22 protein-coding genes are annotated in these 24,286 nt (G+C 62.0%); 10 read left to right on the top strand and 12 right to left on the bottom strand.

Annotation, left to right across the window (positions count from 1 at the left end):
- Positions 1–349: 349 nt before the first annotated feature.
- Entirely contained in the window at positions 350–3,247 is a 2,898-nt protein-coding gene (locus V6607_RS24840) for a ribonucleoside-diphosphate reductase subunit alpha (protein ID WP_008435294.1), read from the bottom strand.
- Positions 3,248–4,051: 804 nt separating this feature from the next.
- Between V6607_RS24840 and V6607_RS24835 the strand changes: the two genes are divergently transcribed.
- Together V6607_RS24835 and V6607_RS24830 are read left to right on the top strand one after the other, a co-directional pair.
- Positions 4,052–4,777: a response regulator gene (locus tag V6607_RS24835; RefSeq protein ID WP_008435295.1), complete on the top strand. Its 726-nt coding sequence runs from the start codon at positions 4,052–4,054 to the stop codon at positions 4,775–4,777.
- A complete protein-coding gene (locus V6607_RS24830; protein ID WP_008435298.1) occupies positions 4,774–6,384 on the top strand; it encodes an ATP-binding protein in 1,611 nt (536 codons plus the stop codon). The genes V6607_RS24835 and V6607_RS24830 overlap by 4 nt, the downstream gene beginning before the upstream one ends.
- On the opposite strand, the gene V6607_RS24825 is transcribed toward V6607_RS24830, so the two are convergent.
- The gene (locus V6607_RS24825; protein WP_102604981.1) at positions 6,381–7,097 is read right to left on the bottom strand and encodes a 4'-phosphopantetheinyl transferase; all 717 of its coding nucleotides are present in this window, start codon (positions 7,095–7,097) and stop codon (positions 6,381–6,383) included. The genes V6607_RS24830 and V6607_RS24825 overlap by 4 nt on opposite strands.
- 180 nt (positions 7,098–7,277) lie before the next feature.
- Between V6607_RS24825 and V6607_RS24820 the strand changes: the two genes are divergently transcribed.
- Genes V6607_RS24820 through V6607_RS24810 form a run of 3 tightly spaced genes read left to right on the top strand, consistent with a single transcriptional unit; the run spans position 7,278 to position 9,625 of the window.
- The gene (locus V6607_RS24820) at positions 7,278–7,586 is read left to right on the top strand and encodes a hypothetical protein (RefSeq protein WP_003214230.1); all 309 of its coding nucleotides are present in this window, start codon (positions 7,278–7,280) and stop codon (positions 7,584–7,586) included.
- 18 nt (positions 7,587–7,604) lie between these two features.
- A complete protein-coding gene (locus tag V6607_RS24815) occupies positions 7,605–8,282 on the top strand; it encodes a response regulator transcription factor (RefSeq protein ID WP_003214228.1) in 678 nt (225 codons plus the stop codon).
- A complete protein-coding gene (locus V6607_RS24810; protein WP_023659245.1) occupies positions 8,279–9,625 on the top strand; it encodes an ATP-binding protein in 1,347 nt (448 codons plus the stop codon). The genes V6607_RS24815 and V6607_RS24810 overlap by 4 nt, the downstream gene beginning before the upstream one ends.
- 129 nt (positions 9,626–9,754) lie before the next feature.
- Here V6607_RS24810 and V6607_RS24805 read toward each other — a convergent pair whose 3' ends face one another.
- Positions 9,755–10,753 carry an AraC family transcriptional regulator gene (locus tag V6607_RS24805; RefSeq protein WP_003214223.1) on the bottom strand — a complete coding sequence of 333 codons (999 nt, stop codon included), beginning with the start codon at positions 10,751–10,753 and terminating at the stop codon, positions 9,755–9,757.
- A gap of 337 nt (positions 10,754–11,090) precedes the next feature.
- Here V6607_RS24805 and V6607_RS24800 point away from each other — a divergent pair, with 337 nt between their 5' ends.
- Together V6607_RS24800 and V6607_RS24795 are read left to right on the top strand one after the other, a co-directional pair.
- Entirely contained in the window at positions 11,091–12,425 is a 1,335-nt protein-coding gene (locus tag V6607_RS24800; RefSeq protein WP_008435307.1) for a dicarboxylate/amino acid:cation symporter, read from the top strand.
- A gap of 149 nt (positions 12,426–12,574) precedes the next feature.
- Positions 12,575–13,756, top strand: coding sequence for a CaiB/BaiF CoA-transferase family protein (locus V6607_RS24795; protein WP_102604980.1), 1,182 nt, complete (start codon positions 12,575–12,577; stop codon positions 13,754–13,756).
- A 123-nt stretch (positions 13,757–13,879) separates the two neighbouring features.
- Here the strand turns inward: V6607_RS24795 and V6607_RS24790 are convergent, their stop codons facing one another.
- Together V6607_RS24790 and V6607_RS24785 are read right to left on the bottom strand one after the other, a co-directional pair.
- Positions 13,880–14,374, bottom strand: coding sequence for a SprT family zinc-dependent metalloprotease (locus V6607_RS24790; RefSeq protein ID WP_004371405.1), 495 nt, complete (start codon positions 14,372–14,374; stop codon positions 13,880–13,882).
- 128 nt (positions 14,375–14,502) lie between these two features.
- Entirely contained in the window at positions 14,503–15,105 is a 603-nt protein-coding gene (locus V6607_RS24785) for a Yip1 family protein (RefSeq protein ID WP_004371402.1), read from the bottom strand.
- A gap of 362 nt (positions 15,106–15,467) precedes the next feature.
- Between V6607_RS24785 and ttcA the strand changes: the two genes are divergently transcribed.
- Together ttcA and V6607_RS24775 are read left to right on the top strand one after the other, a co-directional pair.
- Positions 15,468–16,292 (top strand): tRNA 2-thiocytidine(32) synthetase TtcA, encoded by an 825-nt coding sequence (gene ttcA, locus V6607_RS24780; protein WP_102604979.1) that lies wholly within the window; start codon positions 15,468–15,470, stop codon positions 16,290–16,292.
- A gap of 67 nt (positions 16,293–16,359) precedes the next feature.
- The gene (locus tag V6607_RS24775; RefSeq protein WP_004371396.1) at positions 16,360–17,031 is read left to right on the top strand and encodes a DNA-3-methyladenine glycosylase I; all 672 of its coding nucleotides are present in this window, start codon (positions 16,360–16,362) and stop codon (positions 17,029–17,031) included.
- 189 nt (positions 17,032–17,220) lie between these two features.
- Here V6607_RS24775 and V6607_RS24770 read toward each other — a convergent pair whose 3' ends face one another.
- The 3 genes from V6607_RS24770 to arsC are packed head-to-tail and all read right to left on the bottom strand — an operon-like array spanning position 17,221 to position 18,588.
- Positions 17,221–17,640: a DUF2069 domain-containing protein gene (locus tag V6607_RS24770; RefSeq protein ID WP_102604978.1), complete on the bottom strand. Its 420-nt coding sequence runs from the start codon at positions 17,638–17,640 to the stop codon at positions 17,221–17,223.
- Positions 17,624–18,238: an NAD(P)H:quinone oxidoreductase gene (wrbA, locus tag V6607_RS24765; protein ID WP_004371390.1), complete on the bottom strand. Its 615-nt coding sequence runs from the start codon at positions 18,236–18,238 to the stop codon at positions 17,624–17,626. The genes V6607_RS24770 and wrbA overlap by 17 nt, the downstream gene beginning before the upstream one ends.
- Entirely contained in the window at positions 18,235–18,588 is a 354-nt protein-coding gene (gene arsC, locus V6607_RS24760; protein WP_008435325.1) for an arsenate reductase (glutaredoxin), read from the bottom strand. The genes wrbA and arsC overlap by 4 nt, the downstream gene beginning before the upstream one ends.
- Positions 18,589–18,703: 115 nt before the next feature.
- On the opposite strand from arsC, the gene V6607_RS24755 reads away from it, so the two are divergent.
- Positions 18,704–19,165, top strand: a complete 462-nt coding sequence (locus tag V6607_RS24755; RefSeq protein ID WP_004371382.1) for a TlpA disulfide reductase family protein — start codon at positions 18,704–18,706, stop codon at positions 19,163–19,165.
- A 117-nt stretch (positions 19,166–19,282) separates the two neighbouring features.
- On the opposite strand, the gene V6607_RS24750 is transcribed toward V6607_RS24755, so the two are convergent.
- The 4 genes from V6607_RS24750 to V6607_RS24735 all read right to left on the bottom strand — a co-directional run bounded on the left by V6607_RS24750 (position 19,283) and on the right by V6607_RS24735 (position 24,159).
- Positions 19,283–19,687: an META domain-containing protein gene (locus tag V6607_RS24750; RefSeq protein WP_004371380.1), complete on the bottom strand. Its 405-nt coding sequence runs from the start codon at positions 19,685–19,687 to the stop codon at positions 19,283–19,285.
- Positions 19,684–20,124 carry a hypothetical protein gene (locus V6607_RS24745; protein WP_004371378.1) on the bottom strand — a complete coding sequence of 147 codons (441 nt, stop codon included), beginning with the start codon at positions 20,122–20,124 and terminating at the stop codon, positions 19,684–19,686. The genes V6607_RS24750 and V6607_RS24745 overlap by 4 nt, the downstream gene beginning before the upstream one ends.
- 71 nt (positions 20,125–20,195) lie before the next feature.
- On the bottom strand, positions 20,196–21,185 hold the full coding sequence (locus tag V6607_RS24740; RefSeq protein WP_008434996.1) for a 2-hydroxyacid dehydrogenase: 990 nt from the start codon (positions 21,183–21,185) through the stop codon (positions 20,196–20,198).
- A 214-nt stretch (positions 21,186–21,399) separates the two neighbouring features.
- Positions 21,400–24,159, bottom strand: coding sequence for a response regulator (locus V6607_RS24735; protein WP_338741277.1), 2,760 nt, complete (start codon positions 24,157–24,159; stop codon positions 21,400–21,402).
- Positions 24,160–24,286 lie beyond the last annotated feature (127 nt).

Here is a 24,286-nt window from a genome sequence, read left to right as displayed (position 1 = left end):
TCGCTTTACCGAAAAGCCCCTCGCGTGAGGGGCTTTTTTTTGGATGTTCAGATAACGCCTATAGGTGGGGGCGTCACAGGCGGATACACGGCTGTCGGAACGGTACAAGGCCAGCCGGGCGATATCTGGAGCGGATTCAGTCAGGGCTCCGACGGCAACTGCATCACTGTTTCAGCGATAAAAGCCGCCATGATGCACGTCGGCCAGAAGCCCACCGATGTTTTCAAGGAGGTGAAATACCTGCGCGAATCGCGACGGTGTTGTTCCAGGCAAAAGAAAACCCCCGATACGCCGTAGGCCTATCGGGGGTTTTTCAACCTTGGGTGGTTAGACCCAGGGTGTGCTCAGCTTATTGGCAAGCTTCGCAATCCGGCTCGTCGATCGCGCAGGCTTTAGGCACTGGCGCCGGGCCGGCAGGTGCGGCGAGAACCGAATCATCACCGTGGTTGCCGCCGCTGGAAACAGCGTTCAGCTTGCCGGTGTTGATGGTCGACTTCTCGGTGCTGGTGGCAGCCAGGGCACGGAGGTAGTAAGTGGTTTTCAGGCCACGGTACCAGGCCATGCGGTAGGTCACGTCGAGCTTCTTGCCCGATGCGCCGGCGATGTACAGGTTCAGCGACTGAGCCTGGTCGATCCACTTCTGGCGACGGCTGGCGGCGTCGACGATCCACTTGGTGTCCACTTCGAAGGCAGTCGCGTAGAGCTCTTTGAGTTCTTGCGGGATGCGCTCGATCTGCTGCACCGAACCGTCGTAGTACTTCAGGTCGTTGATCATGACCGAGTCCCACAGGCCGCGGGCTTTCAGGTCGCGGACCAGGTACGGGTTGATCACGGTGAATTCGCCCGACAGGTTCGATTTCACATACAGGTTCTGGTAGGTCGGTTCGATCGACTGCGATACGCCAGTGATGTTGGCGATGGTGGCGGTCGGTGCGATGGCCATGATGTTGGAGTTACGAATGCCTTTCTGCACACGGGCACGTACCGGCGCCCAGTCCAGGGATTCGTTCAGGTCAACGTCGATGTACTTCTGGCCACGTTGCTCGATCAGGATCTGTTGCGAATCCAGCGGCAGGATGCCTTTGGACCACAGCGAACCCTGGAACGTCTCGTAGGCGCCACGCTCGTCGGCCAGGTCGCAGGAAGCCTGGATCGCGTAGTAGCTGACCGCTTCCATGGACTTGTCGGCGAACTCGACTGCAGCGTCCGAACCGTAAGGAATGTGCTGCAGGTACAGCGCGTCCTGGAAGCCCATGATGCCCAGGCCGACCGGACGGTGCTTGAAGTTGGAGTTCTGCGCCTGGGGTACCGAGTAGTAGTTGATGTCGATAACGTTATCGAGCATGCGAACGGCGGTGTTCACGGTGCGTTCCAGCTTGGCGGTGTCCAGCTTGCCGTTGACGATGTGGTTCGGCAGGTTGATCGAGCCCAGGTTGCAAACGGCGATCTCGTCCTTGTTGGTGTTCAAGGTGATCTCGGTGCACAGGTTCGAGCTGTGGACCACGCCCACGTGCTGCTGCGGGCTGCGCAGGTTGCACGGGTCTTTGAAGGTCAGCCATGGGTGGCCGGTTTCAAACAGCATGGAGAGCATTTTGCGCCACAGGTCTTTGGCCTGGATGGTCTTGAACAGCTTGACCTTGCCCGGGTATTCGGTGAGGGCTTCGTAGTACTCGTAGCGCTCTTCGAAAGCCTTGCCGGTCAGGTCGTGCAGGTCCGGTACTTCGGATGGCGAGAACAGGGTCCACTTGCCGTCATCGAAGACGCGCTTCATGAACAGGTCAGGGATCCAGTTGGCGGTGTTCATGTCGTGGGTACGACGACGGTCATCACCGGTGTTCTTGCGCAGCTCGATGAACTCTTCGATGTCCATGTGCCAGGTTTCCAGGTAGGCACATACAGCGCCCTTGCGCTTGCCACCCTGGTTCACGGCTACGGCGGTGTCGTTCACTACTTTGAGGAACGGTACAACGCCCTGGGACTTGCCGTTGGTGCCCTTGATGTACGAACCCAGTGCACGCACCGGGGTCCAGTCGTTACCCAGGCCGCCGGCGAATTTGGACAGCATGGCGTTGTCGTGGATCGCGTGGTAGATGCCCGACAGGTCATCCGGCACGGTGGTCAGGTAGCAGCTGGACAGCTGTGGACGCAGGGTGCCGGCGTTGAACAGGGTCGGGGTCGACGACATGTAGTCGAAGGACGACAACAGGTTGTAGAACTCGATGGCACGGTCTTCTTTCTGCTTCTCTTCGATCGCCAGGCCCATGGCCACGCGCATGAAGAACACTTGCGGCAGTTCGAAGCGGATCCCGTCCTTGTGGATGAAGTAACGGTCGTACAGGGTTTGCAGGCCCAGGTAAGTGAACTGCTGGTCGCGCTCGTGGTTGATCGCCTTGCCGAGTTTTTCCAGGTCGAAGGTGGCCAGGATCGGGTTCAGCAATTCAAATTCGATACCCTTGGCGATGTAGGCCGGCAGGGCCTTGGCGTACAGGTCGGCCATCTCGTGGTGGGTGGCGCTGTCGGCGACTTTCAGGAAGCCCAGGCCTTCGGCACGCAGGGTGTCCATCAGCAGGCGCGCGGTGACGAACGAGTAGTTCGGCTCACGCTCGACCAGGGTACGGGCGGTCATCACCAGTGCGGTGTTGACGTCGGTCAGGGCCACGCCGTCGTACAGGTTCTTCAGGGTTTCGCGCTGGATCAGGTCGCCATCGACTTCTTCCAGGCCTTCGCAGGCCTCGGTGATGATGGTGTTCAGGCGGCCGAGGTCCAGCGGTGCAAATGTACCGTCGGCCAGGGTGATGCGGATCGACGGGTGAGCTTGTACGGCAGCTTCTTCGGCCGGGGAACGTACGGCACGTTCCTTGGCGCGCGAGTCACGGTAGATCACGTAGTCGCGGGCGACTTTCTGCTCGCCGGCACGCATCAGGGCCAGTTCGACCTGGTCCTGGATTTCTTCGATGTGAATGGTGCCGCCCGATGGCATGCGACGCTTGAAGGTTGCGGTGACCTGTTCGGTCAGGCGGGCAACGGTGTCGTGGATGCGCGACGAGGCAGCAGCGGTGCCGCCTTCAACTGCAAGAAACGCTTTGGTGATCGCGACGGTGATTTTGTCATCGGTGTAAGGAACGACAGTGCCGTTACGCTTGATCACGCGCAATTGGCCGGGCGCGGTGGCGGACAGATCCAGGTTCGAATCAGCGGCCTGCGGCACGGAGCCCTGCGGGTTCTCGCGAGTTGTGTCGGTTTGCATGGGGGGTTGTCTCCACATTCTATATTTATTTGGGCACCATCACGGTGCCCACCGTTCCGTCCTGAAGCACTTACAACAGGCCAGGGGCCTGGCATAACAACTTCGGGACAGGAGGAAGGGAGCTGTTCGCGCCGCTTCCATGCCGAAGTCTTCGGTTACAAGCCTTGGGGCTCTTTACCGTATTCCTGGTGGGTGACAGTTTCGTACTGCAACACCCGTACCGTTTTCGCCTGATCGGGGCAGAAAACGGCTGCCATCCGCGTGCGCGGTTTGGTCTTCTGAAAAAGGCTTAAGTTCACCAAACAGGAGCAAGAAAGAGCTTGAGTTTCTTGTCTGATTTGTGTTTGGTCTTTTCGCTGAAAACCCTACATGTAGGGTTTTTTTGGCGACGACCTACAAGATAATGCGTTTTGGGGGGCTTAGCAACGGACTACCTGTGGATAACGCTGTGGGTAAAATGTGTATGAAACGTGGAATGGCCGTGTAGGCCGCAGTACTGCTGCATTGCGCCGTTTGTCACCGAATATTCCGAGGTAAAAACAACCGGTTGGATTTTTGCGGGCGCGAACCCTATCACAAAAAAACACGATGTCCGAACGCATTTGCGCGCTTGTGGCAGAGGGCCGGCCCGTTGCTACAATCGGCGGTTATCCATACAGTTTATGCCTCGCCTACATGACAACTGTAGGAGCGGGCTTGCCCGCGAAGGACGTCAACGATGACGCTGGAAACCTGAATAAACGCGGCGCCCTCGAGTTTTCTCGGGCAAACCCGCCCCTACAATAATTAGAACCGAGGTAACGCATGGAGCAAGAAGCCTGGCAGGTATTGATTGTCGAGGACGACGAGCGACTGGCCGAGTTGACCCGTGACTACCTGGAGAGCAACGGCTTGCGGGTGTCGGTGGAAGGCAATGGCGCCCTCGCGGCGGCGCGGATCATCGCCGAGCAGCCGGACCTGGTGATCCTCGACCTGATGTTGCCCGGTGAAGACGGCCTGAGCATTTGCCGCAAGGTGCGCGAGCGCTACGACGGGGTGATCCTGATGCTCACCGCGCGCACCGACGACATGGACCAGGTGCTGGGCCTGGACATGGGCGCCGACGATTACGTGTGCAAACCCGTGCGTCCTCGCCTGTTGCTGGCACGCATCCAGGCCCTGCTGCGGCGCAGCGAAAGCGTCGAGCCGGCACTCCCCGAAAAACAGCGGCGCCTGCAATTCGGCCCGCTGGTGGTGGACAACGCCCTGCGTGAAGCCTGGCTGCATGAGGGCGGCATCGAACTGACCAGCGCCGAATTCGACCTGCTGTGGTTGCTGGTGGCGAATGCCGGGCGGATCCTGTCCCGGGAAGAAATCTTCACCGCCTTGCGCGGCATTGGCTATGACGGCCAGGACCGCTCCATCGACGTGCGCATCTCGCGCATCCGCCCGAAAATCGGCGACGACCCGATCCACCCACGCCTGATCAAGACCATTCGCAGCAAAGGCTACCTGTTCGTCCCCGAAGCTGCGGCTGACCTGACGCCGTGAACTCAATCTTCCTGCGCATCTACGGCGGCATGTGCGCGGCGCTGATTCTGGTGGCGTTGCTCGGCGTACTGGCCTTGCACCTGCTCAATGAAGTGCGCAGCGGCCAGTACCGCGAGCGCCTGGCCCACGGCACCTTCGCGCTGATGGGCGACAACCTGCAACCCATGAGTGCCATCGAGCGCCGCCGTGCCCTGGCAGTGTGGGAGCGCTTGCTGGGTATCCCGCTGCAATTGCAGACCGTGGCCGAGGCGCACCTGGACCTGACCCAGCGTACCCGTCTGCAACGCGGCCAGGTGTTGGTGGAGCAAACCGGGCCTCATGCGGCCAGGGTACTGCGCTTGGTCAGTGACCAGGAGCAACTGTTGCTGACCGGTGAGGTGCAGCAAATCAGCGAACAACTGGCCCGCGCGACGATTTACCTGCTGGCCGATGAGCTGGTGCGTTTCCCGGTGGCGGAGCAACCGCAGAAACTCGCAGACCTGAAGGAAGCCAAGGGCTTTGGTTTCGAGATGCACCTGGTGATGCTCAATCAGGCTGATATGGACGAAGACCAGCGCCGCCGCGTGTCCGAAGGCGATACCGTGATGGCCCTGGGCAAGGGCGGGGATTCGATCCGGGTATTTGCCGGCATGGTCGGCACGCCGTGGGTCCTGGAAATCGGCCCGCTGTATCAGATGAATCCGTACCCGGCGCAATGGCTGATCCTGATTGCGCTGATCAGCCTGACCTTGATCGGCTTGATCGTCTATTTATTGGTGCGCCAGCTGGAGCGGCGTCTGAGTGGCCTGGAAGCCGCCGCCACGCGCATCGCCAAAGGCAGCCTGGAAGTGCGGGTGCCGGCCCGCGGCGCCGATTCGGTGGGGCGCCTGGCGGCAGCGTTCAATGGCATGGCCGAGCACCTGCAACGCCTGTTGGCAATTCAGCGCGAACTGGTGCGGGCGGTGTCCCACGAACTGCGCACCCCGGTGGCGCGCCTGCGGTTCGGCCTGGAGATGATCGGCGACGCGGCCACGCCTGAAGCGCGGCGCAAGTATATGGAGGGCATGGACAGCGACATCCAGGACCTCGATGGCCTGGTGGACGAAATGCTCACCTACGCGCGGCTGGAACAGGGGGCGCCGGCACTGAATTTCCAGCGGGTCGACCTCAATGCGTTGCTGGATCAGGTGATTGATGAACTGTCACCGCTGCGCCCGGAAATCAACGTGGCGCGGGGCATCTGCCTGTCCTCGGCGCATTGGGATGATGCATGGGTGGAGGCCGAGCCGCGCTACCTGCACCGTGCCCTGCAAAACCTGGTGAGCAACGCCATGCGCCACGCCCAGGGGCAGGTGCTGATCAGTTACCAGGTGGGCCAGGTGCGTTGCCGCATCGACGTGGAAGACGACGGGCCGGGCGTACCGGAAAGTGCCTGGGAGCGGATTTTCACGCCGTTCCTGCGCCTGGATGACAGCCGGACCCGCGCGTCGGGTGGGCACGGCCTGGGGTTATCCATTGTGCGGCGGATCATCTATTGGCACGGCGGCCGGGCGTTGATCAGCAAGAGCAACAATCTGGGTGGCGCGTGTTTCAGCCTGAGTTGGCCACGGGATCAGGAGAAGGTCTAGGCCTGGACGGCCACCAGGCTCAACAACTGCCCCTCATCCACCGCAAACTGCGCCTCCAGTTCCTTGCCATGGCACCATTCTGCGGACAGGTCCGTCAGCAACCGCAGCCGCGCATGGCCGGTATCCGACCACTCCAGCAACTCGGCATGCTCAAAATAAAAGCGCTTCTGCACGATCGGGTAGAGCGCCTTGAACAGGCTCTCTTTCGCCGAAAACGTCAGCGTCACCAGTTGTGCAACCTGCTCCCGCGGCCCGGCGGCCATGCGCAGCAATTCATCCGGAGTGAGAATTTCCCCGGCCAGGCGTTCCGCCCGCTCCAGGGGCAGCAGGTTCTCCAGGTCCATCCCCAGCCCGCGCCACTGTGTCTTGTGGGCGACGATGGCCGCTGCATGGCCGGTGCTGTGGGTGATCGAACCGCTGATGTGCGCGGGCCAGACCGGCGCGCGGTCCTCGCCGATCGCCGGCACGCAATCCAGCCCGTCCAGCTGTTGCAGGGCCGCGCGGGCGCACAGGCGACCGGCCAGGAACTCCGCCTGCCGCTTGGCCACCGAACGCTGGATGCTCGCGGGTGGCGGCACGGCGCTGCGCTGGAAATCGCCGATGGTCAGCAGGGCCGGGTCAAAACGGGTGCTCAGCAAGACCGTGCCGGGCAAGGCATCGGGCAACGGCCAATGGGCGTCAAGTGGGGTGCAGCAGGCGGGTAGGGAATTCATGCCGGGTATTTTGCCGAGTTGCAGGGCCGCTGGATAGCCTGCGGCCGGGGATACGTAAATAACTCTTTACACAGTAGCCGGCCTCGGTTCAGCCCAGGTTCAGAGAGTGTTCAGGGGGAGTTCAGGGGCGTCTGCGTAGTCTGGCCCCGTACCCAAAGCCCAAGCGTATGAGGTAGCACCATGACTGCGATCAAGAAGCTGATGTTGGCCTTAACCATGCTCAGCGCCACCGCTGGCGTCCAGGCCTCTGATTCGAGTTTCGCGGGTTTCTCCAAGGAGAAGAGCAAAAAGCCCTACAGCCTTCTCCAGCGGGTGAGCTTCGAAGATGCCGGTGAACAGGCGGCTCCATGGGGCCAGTCCCTGGGCCAGCACACCCCGCAGTCAGACTATCGCGTGGGCAACGAAAACCTGTCAGGTCACTTCAACGGCAGTAAATTGCGCCAGCAAGACCTGCAGGGCCGCTATGATATACCCCAGTTGGAAAGTTGATTTGCCTTGGAGAGCTTTATGAAATTGCTGGTTGTCGAAGATGAGGCGTTGCTGCGCCATCACCTGTTGACCCGCCTTACCGACAGCGGTCACGTGGTCGAGGCCGTCGCCAACGCCGAAGAGGCGCTGTACCAGACCGGGCAATTCAACCACGACCTGGCGATCATCGATTTGGGCCTGCCCGGCATGGGCGGCCTGGACCTGATCCGCCAATTGCGCGCCCAGGCCAAGACCTTCCCGATCCTGATCCTGACCGCCCGTGGCAACTGGCAGGACAAGGTTGAAGGCCTGGCAGCAGGTGCCGACGACTACGTGGTCAAGCCGTTCCAGTTCGAAGAGCTGGAAGCGCGGATGAACGCACTGTTGCGCCGCTCCAGCGGTTTCACCCAATCCACCATCGTCGCCGGGCCGTTGCTGCTGGACCTCAATCGCAAGCAGGCGTCCCTCGACGAACAGCCACTGGCGCTGACCGCCTACGAATACCGCATCCTCGAATACCTGATGCGGCATCACCAGCAAGTGGTCGCCAAGGACCGCCTGATGGAACAGCTCTACCCCGATGACGACGAGCGCGATCCGAACGTGATCGAAGTGCTGGTGGGCCGCCTGCGCCGCAAGCTGGAAGGCCCGGCGGGTTTCAAGCCGATCGACACCGTGCGTGGCCTGGGCTACCTGTTCAATGAGCGCTGCCGTTGATTCGCTCGCTACGTGTACGTTTGATGCTCGCGGCCACCATCCTGGCCGTGCTGTTTATGCTGGCCTTGTTGCCGGCCATGCAGGGCGCCTTCAGCCTGGCCCTGCAGGACTCCATCGAGCAGCGCCTGGCGTCGGATGTCACCACGCTGATTTCGGCTGCCCGGGTTGAAAACAATCGCCTGCTGATGCCCGCGCAGCTGCCGGACGAGCGTTTCAACCTCACCGACAGCCGCCTGCTGGGCTACATCTATGACCGCGAAGGCCATCTGGTCTGGCGGTCGCGCGCCACACAGGAAGAGAACATCAACTACAAGCCGCGCTATGACGGGCGCGGCAACGAATTTGCGCGGATACGCGAGGCCAACGGCCAGGAATTTTTTGTCTATGACGTCGAGGTCAAGCTGCTGGGCGGCAAGAGCGCGGCGTTCAGTATCGTCGCCCTGCAACCGGTGCGTGAATACCAACTGACCCTCGAAGGCCTGCGGGAAAACCTCTACCTGGGCTTCGGCGCCGCCTTGCTGGTGCTGCTGACCCTGTTGTGGCTGGGCCTGACCTGGGGCCTGCAGGCGCTGCGCCGGCTGAGCCAGGAACTGGATGAAATCGAAGGCGGTACCCGGGAAAGCCTCAGCGAGCAACACCCGCGCGAGCTGCTGCGCCTGACCGGCTCCCTGAACCGGTTGCTCCACAGCGAGCGGGAGCAACGCACCCGTTACCGCGATTCCCTGGATGACCTGGCCCACAGCCTGAAAACCCCGTTGGCGGTGTTGCAAGGCGTGAGTGAAGACATGGCCCAGCGCCCCGAAGATCGGGACCAGGCCTGGGTACTGCAATCGCAGATCGAACGCATGAGCCAGCAGATCAGCTACCAATTGCAGCGCGCCAGCCTGCGTAAAAGCGGCCTGGTGCGCCACCAGGTGCGGCTGGAGCCGGTGCTGCAAAGCCTGTGCGACACGCTGGACAAGGTTTATCGCGATAAGGGCGTGAAGGTCGCCTTTGAACTGCCGGACGAATGCGACGTGCCGATCGAGAAGGGCGCCTTGCTGGAACTGCTCGGCAACCTGCTGGAGAACGCCTATCGCCTGTGCCTGAGCGAAGTGCGCATCACCTTGCAGGAAAGCCTGGAGGGCACCGAGTTGTGCATCGAAGACGATGGCCCCGGCGTGCCGCCGGACCAGCGTGCGCGCATCCTGCAGCGAGGCGAGCGGCTCGACCGCCAGCATCCGGGGCAGGGGATTGGCCTGGCGGTGGTCAAGGACATCATTGAAAGCTATGGCGCCCGGCTGACCCTTGGGGATTCACCGCTGGGTGGGGCTGCGTTCAAGATTCACTTCCCGGCTGTTTGATCTTTATTGGCTGTGCCGGCCTCTTCGCGAGCAAGCCCGCTCCCACATTCGATGGCATTCCCAAGGTGGAACTCGGTCAAATGTGGGAGCGGGCTTGCTCGCGAAGAGGCCAGTCGCATCAATACACACCTAGGTTTCTTGTGCTCTATAGGCCCCCGGCGTCAACCCGGTCCACTTCTTGAACGCCCGATGAAACGCCGACGGTTCGGAAAACCCCAGCTGCTCGGCGATTTCCTGCAACGACAAATCCGCCCGCCCCAAATGATAGATCGCAATGTCCCGGCGCAACTCATCCTTGAGCGCCTGAAAGCTGGTGCCTTCCTCCCGCAAATGCCGACGCAGGGTCTGCGGGCTGATATGCAGGTGCTGGGCGACGGCTTCGAGGTCGGGCCAGGGCGTGCGGTCGCGGCTCAATAGGCGGCGCAACTGGCTGCTCAGGCTGTCGCCTTCATCCGGCCGCGACAGCAGGTCGGCCGGGGAGCGTTCGAGGAAATGCTTGAGGGTGCGCTCGTCCTGCAACAACGGCAGGCTCAGGTAGCGGCTGGGGAACACCAGGCTGCTGGTGGGCGCCGCGAATACCTGTGGGCAGGGGAACAGCAAGTCGTACTCACCGGCGTGGGGCGGCGTCGGGTAGCTGAAGGTGGCCTGGTGCAGGCGGATGCGCTGGCCAATCAGCCAACTGCCGAGTCGATGCCAGATCACCAGCAGGCATTCGCTGAGGAAGTGATCCGGGTCCCAGAGTTGCGAATCGTCCAGGCTCAGGCGGGCCATTTCCCCTTCACGTGTCAGACGCCAGCGCGGACCCTGCGGGAATAGGCTATAAAATAATAAGCCGCGTTCCAGAGCCTTCTCCAGGGTGCGGCAGTGAATCAGCGCGTGGCACATCATGGCGAAAGTGCCGCGCTTGCTCGGGCCTTCGGCGAAGCCCAGGTATTCGTCATCCAGCGCCAGCCACAGCATTTGCAACAACTGGGTGAATTGCTCGGGGGCGATGCGGGCGCGGGGCTCGCTCAGCAGTTCCGCAGTGATGCCGACTTGCTGCAGCAGGCCCGAATAATCGTAGCCGGCCCGGCGAGCACCGCCGAGGGCGGCTCGGGCGTAGTGACTGGCGATGGTTCGTTCACGCATGAGGGGCCTCGTCCATTGAGTGGCGGATGTTAGCCACCCCGGGCGGGTGCAACAAGGCGGATATCCGCCAAATTGTAGGACGAGATCAGGCGAGCAGGCGGAAATCCGCCACTGTCTGTAGGCATAACCTTAAGCTGGAAATCGCCCGAGCGCTGATGTCTAAAGGCCTTCAGGGGGTTTCAGCAGAAGTGGCACGACGCTTGCGATACAGAGCGCAGGGAGACCGCCTCGAGCAGGCTCTCAAACAACAAATCCCTCCAGTGCAGGAGGGTTCGCAATTCAAGTGTCGTGGGCAATGGCGGATATTTGCCACACGGGACGATTGAGGAACTTTGCAATGACGACTCGTCAGCCACTGTACAAATCCCTGTATTTCCAGGTGATCGTTGCAATCGTTATCGGTATTTTGCTCGGTCACTTCTACCCGCAGACCGGCGTGGCCCTCAAGCCACTGGGTGACGGCTTCATCAAGCTGATCAAAATGGTCATCGCCCCGATCATCTTCTGCACCGTTGTCAGCGGCATCGCTGGCATGCAAAGCATGAAATCGGTCGGCAAGACCGGCGGCTACGCGCTGCTGTACTTCGAAATCGTCTCCACCATCGCCCTGCTGATCGGCCTGGTCGTGGTCAACGTCGTGCAACCGGGCGCCGGCATGCATATCGACGTGGCTACCCTGGACGCCTCCAAAGTCGCGGCCTACGTGACTGCCGGTGCCGACCAGAGCATCGTTGGCTTCCTGCTGAACGTGATCCCGAACACCATCGTTGGCGCGTTCGCTACCGGTGACATCCTGCAAGTGCTGATGTTCTCGGTGATCTTCGGTTTCGCCCTGCACCGCCTGGGTGCCTACGGCAAGCCGGTGCTGGACTTCATCGATCGTTTCGCCCACGTCATGTTCAACATCATCAACATGATCATGAAGCTCGCGCCACTCGGTGCCCTGGGCGCCATGGCGTTCACCATCGGTGCCTACGGCGTAGGCTCGCTGGTGCAGCTCGGTCAGCTGATGATCTGCTTCTACATCACCTGCATCCTGTTCGTGGTGCTGGTATTGGGCGCCATCTGCCGCGCACACGGCTTCAGCGTCCTGAAACTGATCCGCTACATCCGTGAAGAACTGCTGATCGTACTGGGTACTTCCTCGTCCGAATCCGCACTGCCACGCATGCTGATCAAGATGGAACGCCTGGGCGCCAAGAAGTCGGTAGTCGGCCTGGTTATCCCGACTGGCTACTCCTTCAACCTGGACGGTACTTCGATCTACCTGACCATGGCTGCCGTGTTCATCGCCCAGGCGACTGACACCCACATGGACATCACCCACCAGATCACCCTGTTGCTGGTACTGCTGCTGTCGTCCAAGGGCGCTGCTGGCGTGACCGGTAGTGGCTTCATCGTACTGGCCGCTACCCTGTCGGCTGTTGGCCACCTGCCGGTTGCCGGCCTGGCGCTGATCCTCGGTATCGACCGCTTCATGTCCGAAGCCCGCGCACTGACCAACCTGGTTGGCAACGCTGTTGCAACCCTGGTTGTGGCCAAGTGGGTCAAGGAACTGGACGAAGACAAGCTGAAAGTCGAACTGGCTTCCGGTGGTCGCGGTATCTCCGACACCCGTGAAGAAGACGACCTGGGCGTGGCCGAAGGCCCGGCTCCAACTGCCGTCAAGTAAGGCTGCAGCGTTTGTGAAAAACCCATCTTCGGATGGGTTTTTTTATGCCTTCGGGAAGCATCAGTCACTTCGGATGATGGTTTATGTGATTGCCGCCGACCGCCGGGTTTGCCTACTCTGTGGCCAATCGAATCGGAATCGGAGTCCGCATGTCAGGTCCCTTGGCGTCCCTCAAAGTACTGGATTTCTCCACCTTGCTGCCGGGGCCGTTCGCCTCGTTGCTGCTGGCCGACATGGGCGCCGAGGTGTTGCGCATCGAATCCCCCACACGCATGGACCTGCTGCGAGTACTGCCGCCCCATGACCAGGGCGTGTCGGCCAGCCATGCCTATCTGAACCGCAACAAACGCAGCCTGGCCCTGGACCTCAAACAGGCCGAGGCGGTGGCGATCGTGCGGCAACTGGTGGCGGACTACGACATCGTCCTCGAGCAGTTCCGCCCCGGGGTCATGGAGCGCCTGGGCCTGGGTTACGAGGCGTTGAAGGCGATCAACCCAAAGCTGATCTACGTCTCCATCACCGGCTACGGCCAGACCGGCCCCTACAAGGATCGCGCCGGCCATGACATCAATTATCTGGCCCTGGCAGGCATTGCCAGCTACACCGGGCGCCAGGACAGCGGGCCGTTGCCCTTGGGTGTGCAGTTGGCGGATGTGGGGGGCGGCTCGTTGCATGCGGTGATCGGTTTGCTGGCGGCGGTGATTGCCCGGCAGCACAGTGGGGTGGGGCAATACCTGGACGTGAGCATGACCGACTGCGCCTTCAGCCTGAATGCCATGGCCGGTGCCGGTTACCTGGCGTGCGGCGTGGAGCCGGCATGGGAGAACCAGGTGCTCAATGGCGGCAGTTTCTATGACTATTACCGATCGCGGGAAGGACGCTGGTTGTCGGTGGGCAGTCTGGAGCCGGCGTTTATGCAGCAGTTGTGTACGGCCCTTGGCCGCCCTGAATTGGCGGCAATGGGCCTATCGCCCAAACCCGAGCAGCAGAAAGCCCTCAAGCTGGCGCTGCAGGTCGAGTTCGAGAAACGCAGCTTTGATGAGCTGTGTGAGCTGTTTGCCGGGATTGATGCGTGTGTCGAGCCGGTGCTGAATCTGAGCGAGGCCGTTGAACACCCGCAGTTGAAAGCCCGGGGGCTGGTCAGCCAGGTGCCGCGGGGCGATGGTTCCAGCCAGGCGCAAATCGCCTGCCCGCTGAAGTTCTCCGAGGGCTTGCCGGCGGCCAGGCACATAGGCGCGGCAGTGGGCGCCCACAGTGATGAGGTGTTGGCGGAGTTGGGATTCAGTGCTCAGCAGATAGACGATTTGCGGCGTGCCAAGGTGATTCAGTAGCGCCTGGGCCGGCCCCTTCGCGAGCAAGCCCGCTCCCACATTCAACCGAGTTCCATCGTTGGAATGCGATCAAATGTGGGAGCGGGCTTGCTCGCGAAGAGGGCCATACAAGCACCACAAACCTCACTCGACGCGGGTTTCCCCGGTAAACACCAAAGTCTGCCGGCACCTGCGGCACAAATACCGCCGCCCCTGGCCCACCAACCCGTGACGCTGGGGCGAAAACGGGAAGTCACTGTCGGCACACGGACAGCGGTAGATATACCGCGTGACGCGCCGCCGCTGGATTTCATAGGTGTGGCAGCGGTCCGGCGGCAGTTCGTAAACCCCACGCATGATCAACTGCCATTCCTCGCCATGGGGCTGGATGCGCTCGCCGAACAATTGGTGGGCAATCAGGTGGGCCACTTCATGGGCGACTGTCTGTTTAAGGAAGTGTTGGCTGTTTTCACGGTAGAGCTGCGGGTTGAAGCGCAGCAGGTTCTCGTGCAAATGCGCGACACCGGCCTTCTGGCCCCGCAGCTTGAGGCTGACCTGGGGGCGTTTGAAGCTTCGTTTGAAAAAGGATTCGGCTTGCAGGAAACAATCTTCGACGCGGGTATTGAGTTGCTCGGGCATGCTGTACATATCTCCAGAGACGTCCAGTATGCCGCAAACAAGGGTGTATCCGAATCTGTCAGGCGCCGAATGGTCATGCATAACGCACAAAGCCACCTTGCGGTGGCTTTTCCTGCGGGTAAACCGCGTCAGTTGGTGTAGATCGGGCCTACGCCCAGCCCCCAGACGATCACGGTAAAGGCCATGATCGCCACCAGCACCACCAGGCCTACCGCCAGTACCGAGCTGGAAAACAGGAAGCCCTCGTCCGGGTGGATGTTCATGAAGGTCGGCAGCCCCACGTACAGCAGATACACCGTGTAGCAAATGGCCGCCGTGCCCACCACCATGCCCAGCCACATATGCGGGTACAGCGCCGCCAGCCCGCCGATAAACAGCGGTGTCGCGGTGTAGGTGGCAAACGCCACGCAGCGCGCCATGCTGGGGTTGGCGTCATAGGTGCGGGCCATCCAGTGAATGAACGCGCCCATCACCGCCACGCCGCCGAGCATCGCCGCGTAGGACATGAGGGTCATCCACAACGCGCTTTCCACCGTCAGCATCACCGGGGCGCGGCTGCCGATGACCCAACCCACCTGAGTGGTACCGATAAAGGCTGAGACAGCGGGGATGGCCGCGAGAATCAGCGTGTGGGTGAGGTACATGTGGCCGATGCTTTCTTCTTTATCGCCACGAATTTCCCGCCATTCCTGATCGGGGTGGGTGAAAAGTCCCACGACGTGATGGATCATGCCAGTCACTCCTGTCGTTATTACCATCGCCCCCCAGCGGAGCGCCCACGGGCCAATTGGCCTGAAAGGTCTGGATATATGTGCGACCTTATGTCGCAGTATAGGAAGTGATGACCGGAAAAAGTGTGGGGCTTTAGAGCAAATTGCGCTGTAAACATTGGGCTTAATCGCGGCGGGGTCTGTTGATTGGAATGCGGTCAACTGTGGGAGCGGGCTTGCTCGCGAATGCGGTGGGTCAGCTAAACACCTGGCGAATGACACTTCGCGTTCGCGAGCAAGCCCGCTCCCACATTGGAACTCGGTCGTCCATCCCGGTAAAATACCCGGCTTTTCGTCACACACCTTTCGCGGATCCAAGCGCCATGGGCACTCTTACGGTCAACCAGAACAAACTGCAAAAACGCCTGCGTCGTCTGGCCGGCGAGGCAGTCGCCGATTTCAATATGATCGAAGAGGGCGACAAGGTCATGGTCTGCCTGTCCGGCGGCAAGGACAGCTACACGATGCTCGACGTGCTGATGCACCTGCAAAAGGTCGCGCCGATCAAGTTCGACATCGTCGCCGTGAACATGGACCAGAAGCAGCCGGGTTTTCCCGAGCATGTGCTGCCGGCCTACCTCAAGGCATTGGGGGTCGAGTACCACATCGTCGAGAAAGACACCTATTCGGTGGTCAAGGAGCTGGTCCCGGAAGGCAAGACCACCTGCTCGCTGTGCTCGCGCCTGCGCCGTGGCACGCTCTATACGTTTGCCGACGAAATCGGCGCGACCAAGATGGCCCTGGGTCATCACCGCGATGACATCGTCGAAACCTTCTTCCTCAACATGTTCTTCAACGGCAGCCTCAAGGCCATGCCGCCCAAGCTGCGGGCCGATGACGGGCGCAACGTGGTGATCCGCCCACTGGCGTACTGCCATGAGAAGGACATCCAGGCCTACTCCGACCTCAAGCAATTCCCGATCATCCCGTGCAACCTCTGCGGCTCCCAGGAAAACCTGCAGCGCCAGGTGGTCAAGGACATGCTCCAGGATTGGGACCGCAAGACCCCGGGCCGCGTCGACAGCATCTTCCGCAGTCTGCAGAACGTGCAGCCGTCGCAGTTGGCCGACCGTAACCTGTTCGACTTCACCAGCTTGCGTATCGACGAAAGTGCGGCGTCGCGCTTCGTCAACGTAGTGAACCTCTGAGTGTTTTCACCGCTCTGACAGACGGCGCTCCTGGGCGCCGTTTTCATTTCAATCCTTAGGAGAGGGCATGCGCGATTACAAGTGGCTGCACGAATATTGTCTGAACCGGTTTGGTTCGGCGGCCGAGCTGGAAGCCCACCTGCCTGTGCCCCTGACCCCGGCGAAACTGCGCAAGATCAGCGATGACCGCTACCTGTCGACCTTGTCGCTGCGGGTGTTTCGCGCCGGCCTGAAGCACAGCGTGGTGGACGCCAAGTGGCCGGCCTTCGAGCAGGTGTTCTTTGGGTTTGACCCGGAAAAAGTCGTGCTCATGGGCGCCGAGCACCTGGAGCGGCTGATGCAGGACACGCGCATCATCCGTCACCTGGGCAAGCTCAAGAGCGTGCCGCGCAATGCGCAGATGATTCTGGATATCGAGAAGGAAAAAGGCAGCTTCGGCGGGTTTATTGCCGACTGGCCGGTGACCGATATCGTCGGCCTGTGGAAGTACCTGAGCAAGCACGGCCACCAGTTGGGCGGGCTGTCGGCGCCGCGCTTTTTGCGGATGGTGGGCAAGGACACGTTCGTGCCGAGCTATGACGTGGTGGCGGCGCTGAATGCGCAGAAGATCGTCGACAAGGTGCCCACCAGCCTGCGGGACCTGGCCACGGTGCAGGGCGCATTCAACCAGTGGCATGCCGAGAGCGGGCGGCCGATGTGCCAGTTGTCGATGATGCTGGCGTATACCGTCAACCACTAAGCCCGAAAATACCCAGTGGGGAGAGAGCTTGCTGTGGCGAGGGAGCTTGCTCCCGCTGGGCTGCGTAGCGGCCCCAAAATCTTGGGAGCGCTTCGCACTCCAGCGGGAGCAAGCTCCCTCGCCACAACGGATTCCCTCTCAAACAATCTCCCCAGCCACATTGATTGCGGCTTTGCCCGAAAAGTGTATTCAGGCAGGCAATCCTTCCCCCGCCAACCGCCGATTCAGCTGATGCCGGTACCGCACATACATCAACGCCGTGCAGAACACCGCCAGGCTCGCCAGCATCTCGAGCACACCAAACCACTGCCGGTTCGGGTCATAGGCCGCCAGCGCGCCCTTGATGAAATACAGGTTCACCACAAAGCACATCCATGAATGCCCGCGCGCGCTGCCCAGGATCATCCCCGGCGCCAGCAACAGCAGCGGCACCAATTCGATCAGCAGAATCACCCACGGCCGCGCGCCATGCAGATCGGCGAACGCCAGGTAGTAGGCACACAGCAGCCCCACCAATCCCAGGAACGCCAGCAGGCTCAACGCCCGCATCGCCTTGACCCGTGGCTCCAGCCAGGCCTGGGGCGGCAGTACCTTAGGCTTCCTGGCCACGGCCGTTCTCCAGTAGCGCAGCGGTCTTCGCCAGGCGCAGGCCGAGAGCGCGGCACAGGGCGATCTCGTGTTGATCCAGCGCACGCTTGCCGTCGGCCCCGGAATGGTGGCTGGCGCCATAAGGCGTACCGCCGCCCTTGGTGTCGAGCAGCGCCTGTTCACTGTAGGGCAGTCCGGTGATCAGCATGCCGTGGTGCAGCAGCGGCAGCAGCATCGACATCAGCGTGGTCTCCTGGCCGCCGTGCAGGCTGGCGGTGGAGGTGAACACACCTGCCGGCTTGCCGACCAGGGCGCCGGTCAGCCACAGGTTGCTGGTGCCGTCGAGAAAGTACTTGAGCGGCGCGGCCATGTTGCCGAAACGGGTCGGGCTGCCCAGCGCCAGGCCTGCGCAGTTCTTCAGGTCGTCGAGGCTGCAGTACAGCGGGCCGTCGACCGGAATGTCCGGCGCCACGGCCTCGCATTCACTGGAGATGGCCGGCACGGTGCGCAGCCGCGCCTCAAGCCCGGCTTGCTCGATGCCCCGGGCAATCTGCCGGGCCATTTCGCTGACTGAACCGTTGCGGCTGTAATACAACACCAGCACATACGGCGCACTCACGAAACCAGCTCCAGGATGTTCTCCGGTGGGCGGCCGATCACGGCCTTGTCGGCGGTGGCGAGGATCGGGCGCTCCATCAGTTTCGGATGAGCGGCGATGGCAGCGATCAACTGTGCTTCGCTGAGGCTGGTGTCACCCAGGTTGAGGGTTTTATATTCGTCCTCGCCGGTACGCAGCAGTTGCCGCGCGCTGATGTTCAGCTTGCCCAGCAGGGCCTGCAATTGCGCGGCGTCGAGCGGGGTTTCCAGGTAGCGCACCACCGTCGGTGTGAGGCCACGGGCTTCCAGCAGTTCGAGCGCACCGCGGGATTTCGAGCAGCGCGGGTTGTGATAAAGCGTCAGATCGGTCATGTGCGGGTCGCATCTTGCGTAAGGTGGCGGGTATTCTACCCGCGCTGCGCCGCGTCCTTAAACCATGAGAGGCGATAGGCCGCAGCCAACGTTCATTTTTACGAAGGATTACCCCATGACGAGGCGACTGTTAGGCGCATTGGCAATCATCGGCACACTGCTGCTCAGCGGCTGTGGCAATGATTATGGCGTTGACCAATATGGTCAGAAAGTGGCCGCCGAGCGCCTGGACAAGCAATGGCTGGTGGTTAACTACTGGGCCGAATGGTGTGGCCCGTGCCGTACCGAAATCCCGGAACTCAACGCCTTGGCCGAACAGCTCAAGGGCCAGTCGGTGGGGGTGTTCGGGGTGAATTTCGACAACGTCCAGGGTGAAGAGCTCAAGAGCGCCAGCGAGAAGCTGGGCATCAAGTTCACCGTACTGGCGCAGAACCCGGACGGGATCTTCGACATTCCCCGCAGTGAAGCCCTGCCGGTGACCTACATCATTGATGACAAGGGCAAGGTGCGCGAGCAACTGATGGGTGAGCAGACGGCGGAAGGGGTGTTGGCCAAGCTCAAGGCGTTGCGCGGATAAAAAATGTGGGAGCGGGCTTGCTCGCGAATGCGGTGTGACAGTCACCGGATACATCGACTGATCCACCGCTTTCGCGAGCAAGCCCGCTCCCACATTTAGATGTGTTGCGCCTTCAGATCAGCCTTCTTCCAGCCACAACCGCAACGGCTTGCCATCCGCCGGCCAGAAGCGGGTCTGTTCGATCGGCGAAATGTCCCAGCGCTGCACGCCCTGCAGGGCCTGGAAGAAGCGGTGCTCCTGCTCCATCAGCGCTTCGGCGCAGAGTTTGCGGGTGCTGCCGACCTTGCCGAAGCTCAGCTTGTCGCCGTCCAGGGTGTAGGGCGCAAACCAATGGTTGCAGCCACCATTGCCATAGGCCCGGCCATCGGCGCCGAGGGTCACGGTCAGGTGGGCGTAATCCATCAGCGGCCGCTCACCGATCCATTCCACCACGTAGCTGTGATCCTGCTTGAGCTTGACCTCGTCGCTGGCGCAGCCCGCAAGGCCTGCGCCGAGCACGGCCAGCATCAGCAGGGCTTTCATTGCGCGGCCTGCTGGCATTTCGGGCAGCGGTGCTTGTCACCCAGGGTGGCCCAGCCCAACTCGGTAACCCGTGCAGTGGCGGCCGGTTGCAGCGGCTCCTTGGTCAGCTTGGTTTCCACCGCGAATTCAAACTCCAGCACGTTGTCGCAGCTGTCGCAGTTGACCTTCCAGGTGTGAATCTCCAGTTCGCCGAATTTCGGCCCCTGGGCCATGGCGACCCACTGGCCCGCCGGGCGGATGGAGTAGCGCGCATCGCCTTCGACGGTCAGGCGCATCGACAGGGTTTTGCTGCCGCGCAGGGTGACGATCAGAACGTCGCCGTTCTTGATCGAGCCACCGTTGCCGGTGACTTGATAACGGCCCGGCACCAGGGCCCGGCATTCGATCAGGGTGTGTTGCGGGCTCAGCAAGCTGAAGCGGAAATCGTGTTCGGCCATGGATCCTCCAAATAGGCGCGGCATCCTATCATGCGTCGCTACCCATCATGGCGCGGCTATGTGACCGCTGATCATCCTTCGACGAGGTTTTGCGCCTGCCCGCCAGCCCACGCCGCGATGTTGGCCAGGGTGGTGCCGGCAATCGCCCCCAGCGCCTCGCGGGTCAGGAAGGCCTGGTGCGCGGTGATGATCACATTGGGGAAGGTCAGCAGGCGCGCCAATACGTCGTCTTGCAGGGGCAGGTCCGAGCGGTCTTCGAAAAACAGCTGGGCCTCTTCTTCATACACATCCAGCCCCAGATAGCCGAGCTGGCCGTCCTTGAGTGCGTCGATCAGCGCCGGGGTGTCCACCAGGCCGCCGCGCCCGGTGTTGATGAGCATCGCGCCGGGCTGCATATGGGCGAGGCTTTGGGCGTTGATCAGGTGTTTGCTGTCCGCCGTCAGCGGGCAATGCAGGCTGATGACCTGTGACTCGCCCAGCAACTGCGGCAGGCTCACATACCGGGCGCCGAGGGCTTCGACCTGCGGGTTGGGATAGGGATCGTACGCCAGCAACTGGCAGCCGAACCCGGCCATGATCTTGGCGAATGTGGCGCCGATCTGCCCGGTGCCGACCACGCCGACGGTCTTGCCCACCAGGTCGAACCCGGTCAGGCCGTGCAGGCTGAAGTCACCGTCGCGGGTGCGGTTGTAGGCGCGGTGCAGGCGGCGATTGAGGGCCAGGATCAACGCGACCGCATGTTCGGCCACCGCATGGGGCGAGTAGGCCGGCACCCGCACGATGGTCAGGCCCAGGCGCTTGGCGGCGGGCAGGTCGACATGGTTGTAACCGGCGGAACGCAGGGCGATCAGGCGGGTGCCGCCGCTGGCCAACTGCTCCAGCACCGGGGCGCTGAGGTCATCGTTGATAAAGGCGCAGACCACTTCGTGGTGTTCGGCCAGGGCCACGGTGTCGAGGTTCAGCCGGGCCGGCTGGAATTGCAGCTGCATGCCTTCGGGCAGCGGTTGGGCGAGAAAGCTGTCGCGGTCGTAGGTCTGGCTGCTGAAGAGGATGATGCGCATCAAATATTCCTTCTTGATGATGGAAAGCTGATTTTGTGGCGAGGGGGCTTGTCTGTGGTGAGTGAGCTTGCTGTGGTGAGGAGCTTGTTGTGGCGAGGGAGCTTGCTCCCGCTGGGCTGCGCAGCGGCCCCAAAATCCTGGGAGCGCTTCGCACTCCAGCGGGAGCAAGCTCCCTCGCCACAGCAAGCCTCCCTGTCCACATTACCCCGAAAGTTTACGCGCTGACCCGCGCCTCGCTGGCCAGCCGGGCAATCGCCATGTCCAGTTCATCCAGGGCCGGCATGGCCTTGGCGTCGTCCTGCTTGAGCAGGGTCTCGGCCCGTTGGCAGGCCGCACGCAATTGCGGCACGCCGCAATACCGGGTGGCGCCGTGCAGGCGGTGCACCCGTTCGATCAGGGCGTTGCGGTCATTGGCGTCACGGGCGACGCGAATCGCTTCACGGTCCGCTTCCAGCGAGGCCAGCAGCATCGCGAGCATGTCTGCCGCCAGATCCGCCTTGCCGGCCGCCAGGCGCAAACCTTCTTCATGGTCCAGCACCGGCAATTGCGTGGCATGCCCGAAACTTTCGGTGCCACGGTCCGGGCCCTGGTTGCGCAGGGCCAGCCCGGTCCATTTCAACACCACCTGGGCCAGTTGCCGTTCGCTGATGGGTTTGGTCAGGTAATCATCCATGCCGCTTTGCAGCAGGGCGCGTTTTTCGTTGGCCATCGCATGGGCCGTCAGCGCGACGATGGGCAACGGTGTGCCATGGCGTTCGCTTTCCCACGTGCGGATTGCCTCGGTGCTCTGGCGACCGTCCATCCCCGGCATCTGCACGTCCATCAGCACCAGGTCGAAGGCTTCCTGCTTCACTGCCTCGATGGCCGAGTAACCGCTTTCCACCGCCTGGACCTTGGCGCCCATGTCTTCCAGCAGGGTTTGCACCAGCAGCAGGTTGGCCGGGTTGTCGTCGACACACAGCACCCGCGGCGCGCGGCTGGACAGGGGCTCGCCGGGTTCGCTGCGCAGCGGGCGCGGGCTGATCAGGTCGGCCAGGGCGCGACGCAGTTTGCGGGTGCACGCGGGCTTGGCCTGCAACTGGCTGTTGGGGTTGGGCACCGAGGGGTTGAACAGCAGCTGTTCGGTGGTCGGGCACAACACCAGTACCTTGCAGCCCAGGTGTTCGAGGTCCCACAGGTGCTGGTTCAAACGCTCCGGCGGAATGTCGTTGGCGGTGATGCCCAGCACGGCCAGGTCAATCGCCTGTTCGGTCTGGTGGGCGCTGGTGATGCCGTTGGTCAGGCTTTCCAGGCTGTTGAACGGGGTGACTTCCAGGCCGCAGTCTTCCAGCTGATGTTGCAGGGCCTGGCGCGCCAGTTCGTGGTTTTCCAGCACCGCCACGCGCCGGCCCAGCAGCGGCGCGGAGGGCAGGTCTTCGATATCGTCACGGGTTTTCGGCAGGTTCAGGCTGATCCAGAATTCCGAGCCTTCTCCCGGCGTGCTGTCGACGCCGATCTCACCGCCCATCTGTTCGATCAGGCGCTTGGAAATCACCAGGCCAAGGCCGGTCCCGCCGGGTTGGCGTGACAGCGAATTGTCCGCCTGGCTGAACGCCTGGAACAGCGCCCGCACATCCTGGTTCGACAGGCCGATGCCGGTGTCCTGCACGCTGATGCGCAGTTGTACGCTGTCTTCCTGTTCGTCTTCAATCATGGCGCGGGCAACGATGGTGCCTTCGCGGGTGAACTTGATCGCGTTGCTCACCAGGTTCGTGAGGATCTGCTTGAGCCGCAGCGGGTCACCCACCAAGGCGAGCGGCGTGTCGCGGTAGACCAGGCTCACCAGCTCCAGCTCCAGCTGTTTGGCGTGGGCGGCCGGGGCGAGGATGGTCAGGGTGTCTTGCAGCAAGTCCCGCAGGTTGAACGGGATGCTGTCGAGCACCAGCTTGCCGGCCTCGATTTTCGAGAAGTCGAGGATTTCGTTGATGATGCCCAGCAGGTTGTCGGCGGATTTTTCGATGGTGCCCAGGTAATCCAGCTGGCGCGGTGACAGTTCGCTTTTCTGCAACAAATGGGTGAAACCAAGGATGCCGTTCAACGGCGTGCGGATTTCATGGCTCATGTTGGCCAGAAACTCCGACTTGATGCGGCTGGCTTCCAGGGCTTCCTTGCGGGCCAGGTCCAACTCGATGTTCTGGATCTCGATGGTTTCGAGGTTTTGCCGCACGTCTTCGGTGGCCTGGTCGATGCTGTGTTGCAATTCTTCCTGGGCGTTTTGCAGGGTCTCGGCCATGCGGTTGATGCCCGAGGCCAGGTGATCCAGCTCCTGGCTGCCCAGGGGTGGCAAGCGGGTTTCGAGATTGCCGTCCTTGAGTTGCGCGACGGCCTGTTTGATCAGGCCGATCGGTGAGTTGATCGTACGGCTGATGCGCAAGGCGAGGGCCGCCGTGCAGATCAGGCCGATGGCGATCAGCAGCAGGCTGGCGAACAGGCTGCGGTAGCCACGCAGCAACATGCCGTTGTGGGACAGTTCCAGCTCGACCCAGCCGAGCAGGCGGTCGGATTCATCCGGGATCAGTTCACCGGCGAGGTTGCGATGGCGGCCGAACACCGGCAGCAGATAACGGGTGGCGTCATTGCCGGTGCGCTGCAACAGGTGCGAACTGTTGCCGATGGGCGGCTGGTTGAGCATGGTCGGCCCGGCGTGGGCCAGGGGCGTGCGGTCGGGCCCGAGGAACGATACGGCGCGCACATCGGTTTGTTCCAGGGACTGGGTGGCGATGCGTTCCAGCAGGTCGGTGTTCCTGGTGCCGAGGGCCGGGGCCACCAGCGGCGCCAGTTGCTCGGCGATCATCTCGCCGCGTTGCAGCAACTGCGACTGCAACTCCGAAAGCTGCATCCAGGTGAAGTACCCGCCCAGCAGCAACGCCATCAGGCTGGTAGGCAATAAGGTCAGCAACAGTACGCGGCCTTTTATCCCCATTCTTTTAAGCACGCCACTCTCCTGCTACCACACTGTTGTCGAATTCCACGCAGGCATCCGGCCCGCGCCACCTGCGCAGTGTAGCCATTTGCGCGGCGGGGAATCTTGCAAAATTAATGACCTGAGGCAAACCTTGGGC

The organism is Pseudomonas sp. KK18, assembly GCF_037094675.1.
In the GTDB taxonomy this organism is placed as follows: Bacteria; Pseudomonadota; Gammaproteobacteria; order Pseudomonadales; family Pseudomonadaceae; genus Aquipseudomonas.
The sequence above is the reverse complement of the archived record's forward strand: the minus strand, read 5'-3'. Positions and strand labels throughout refer to the sequence as shown.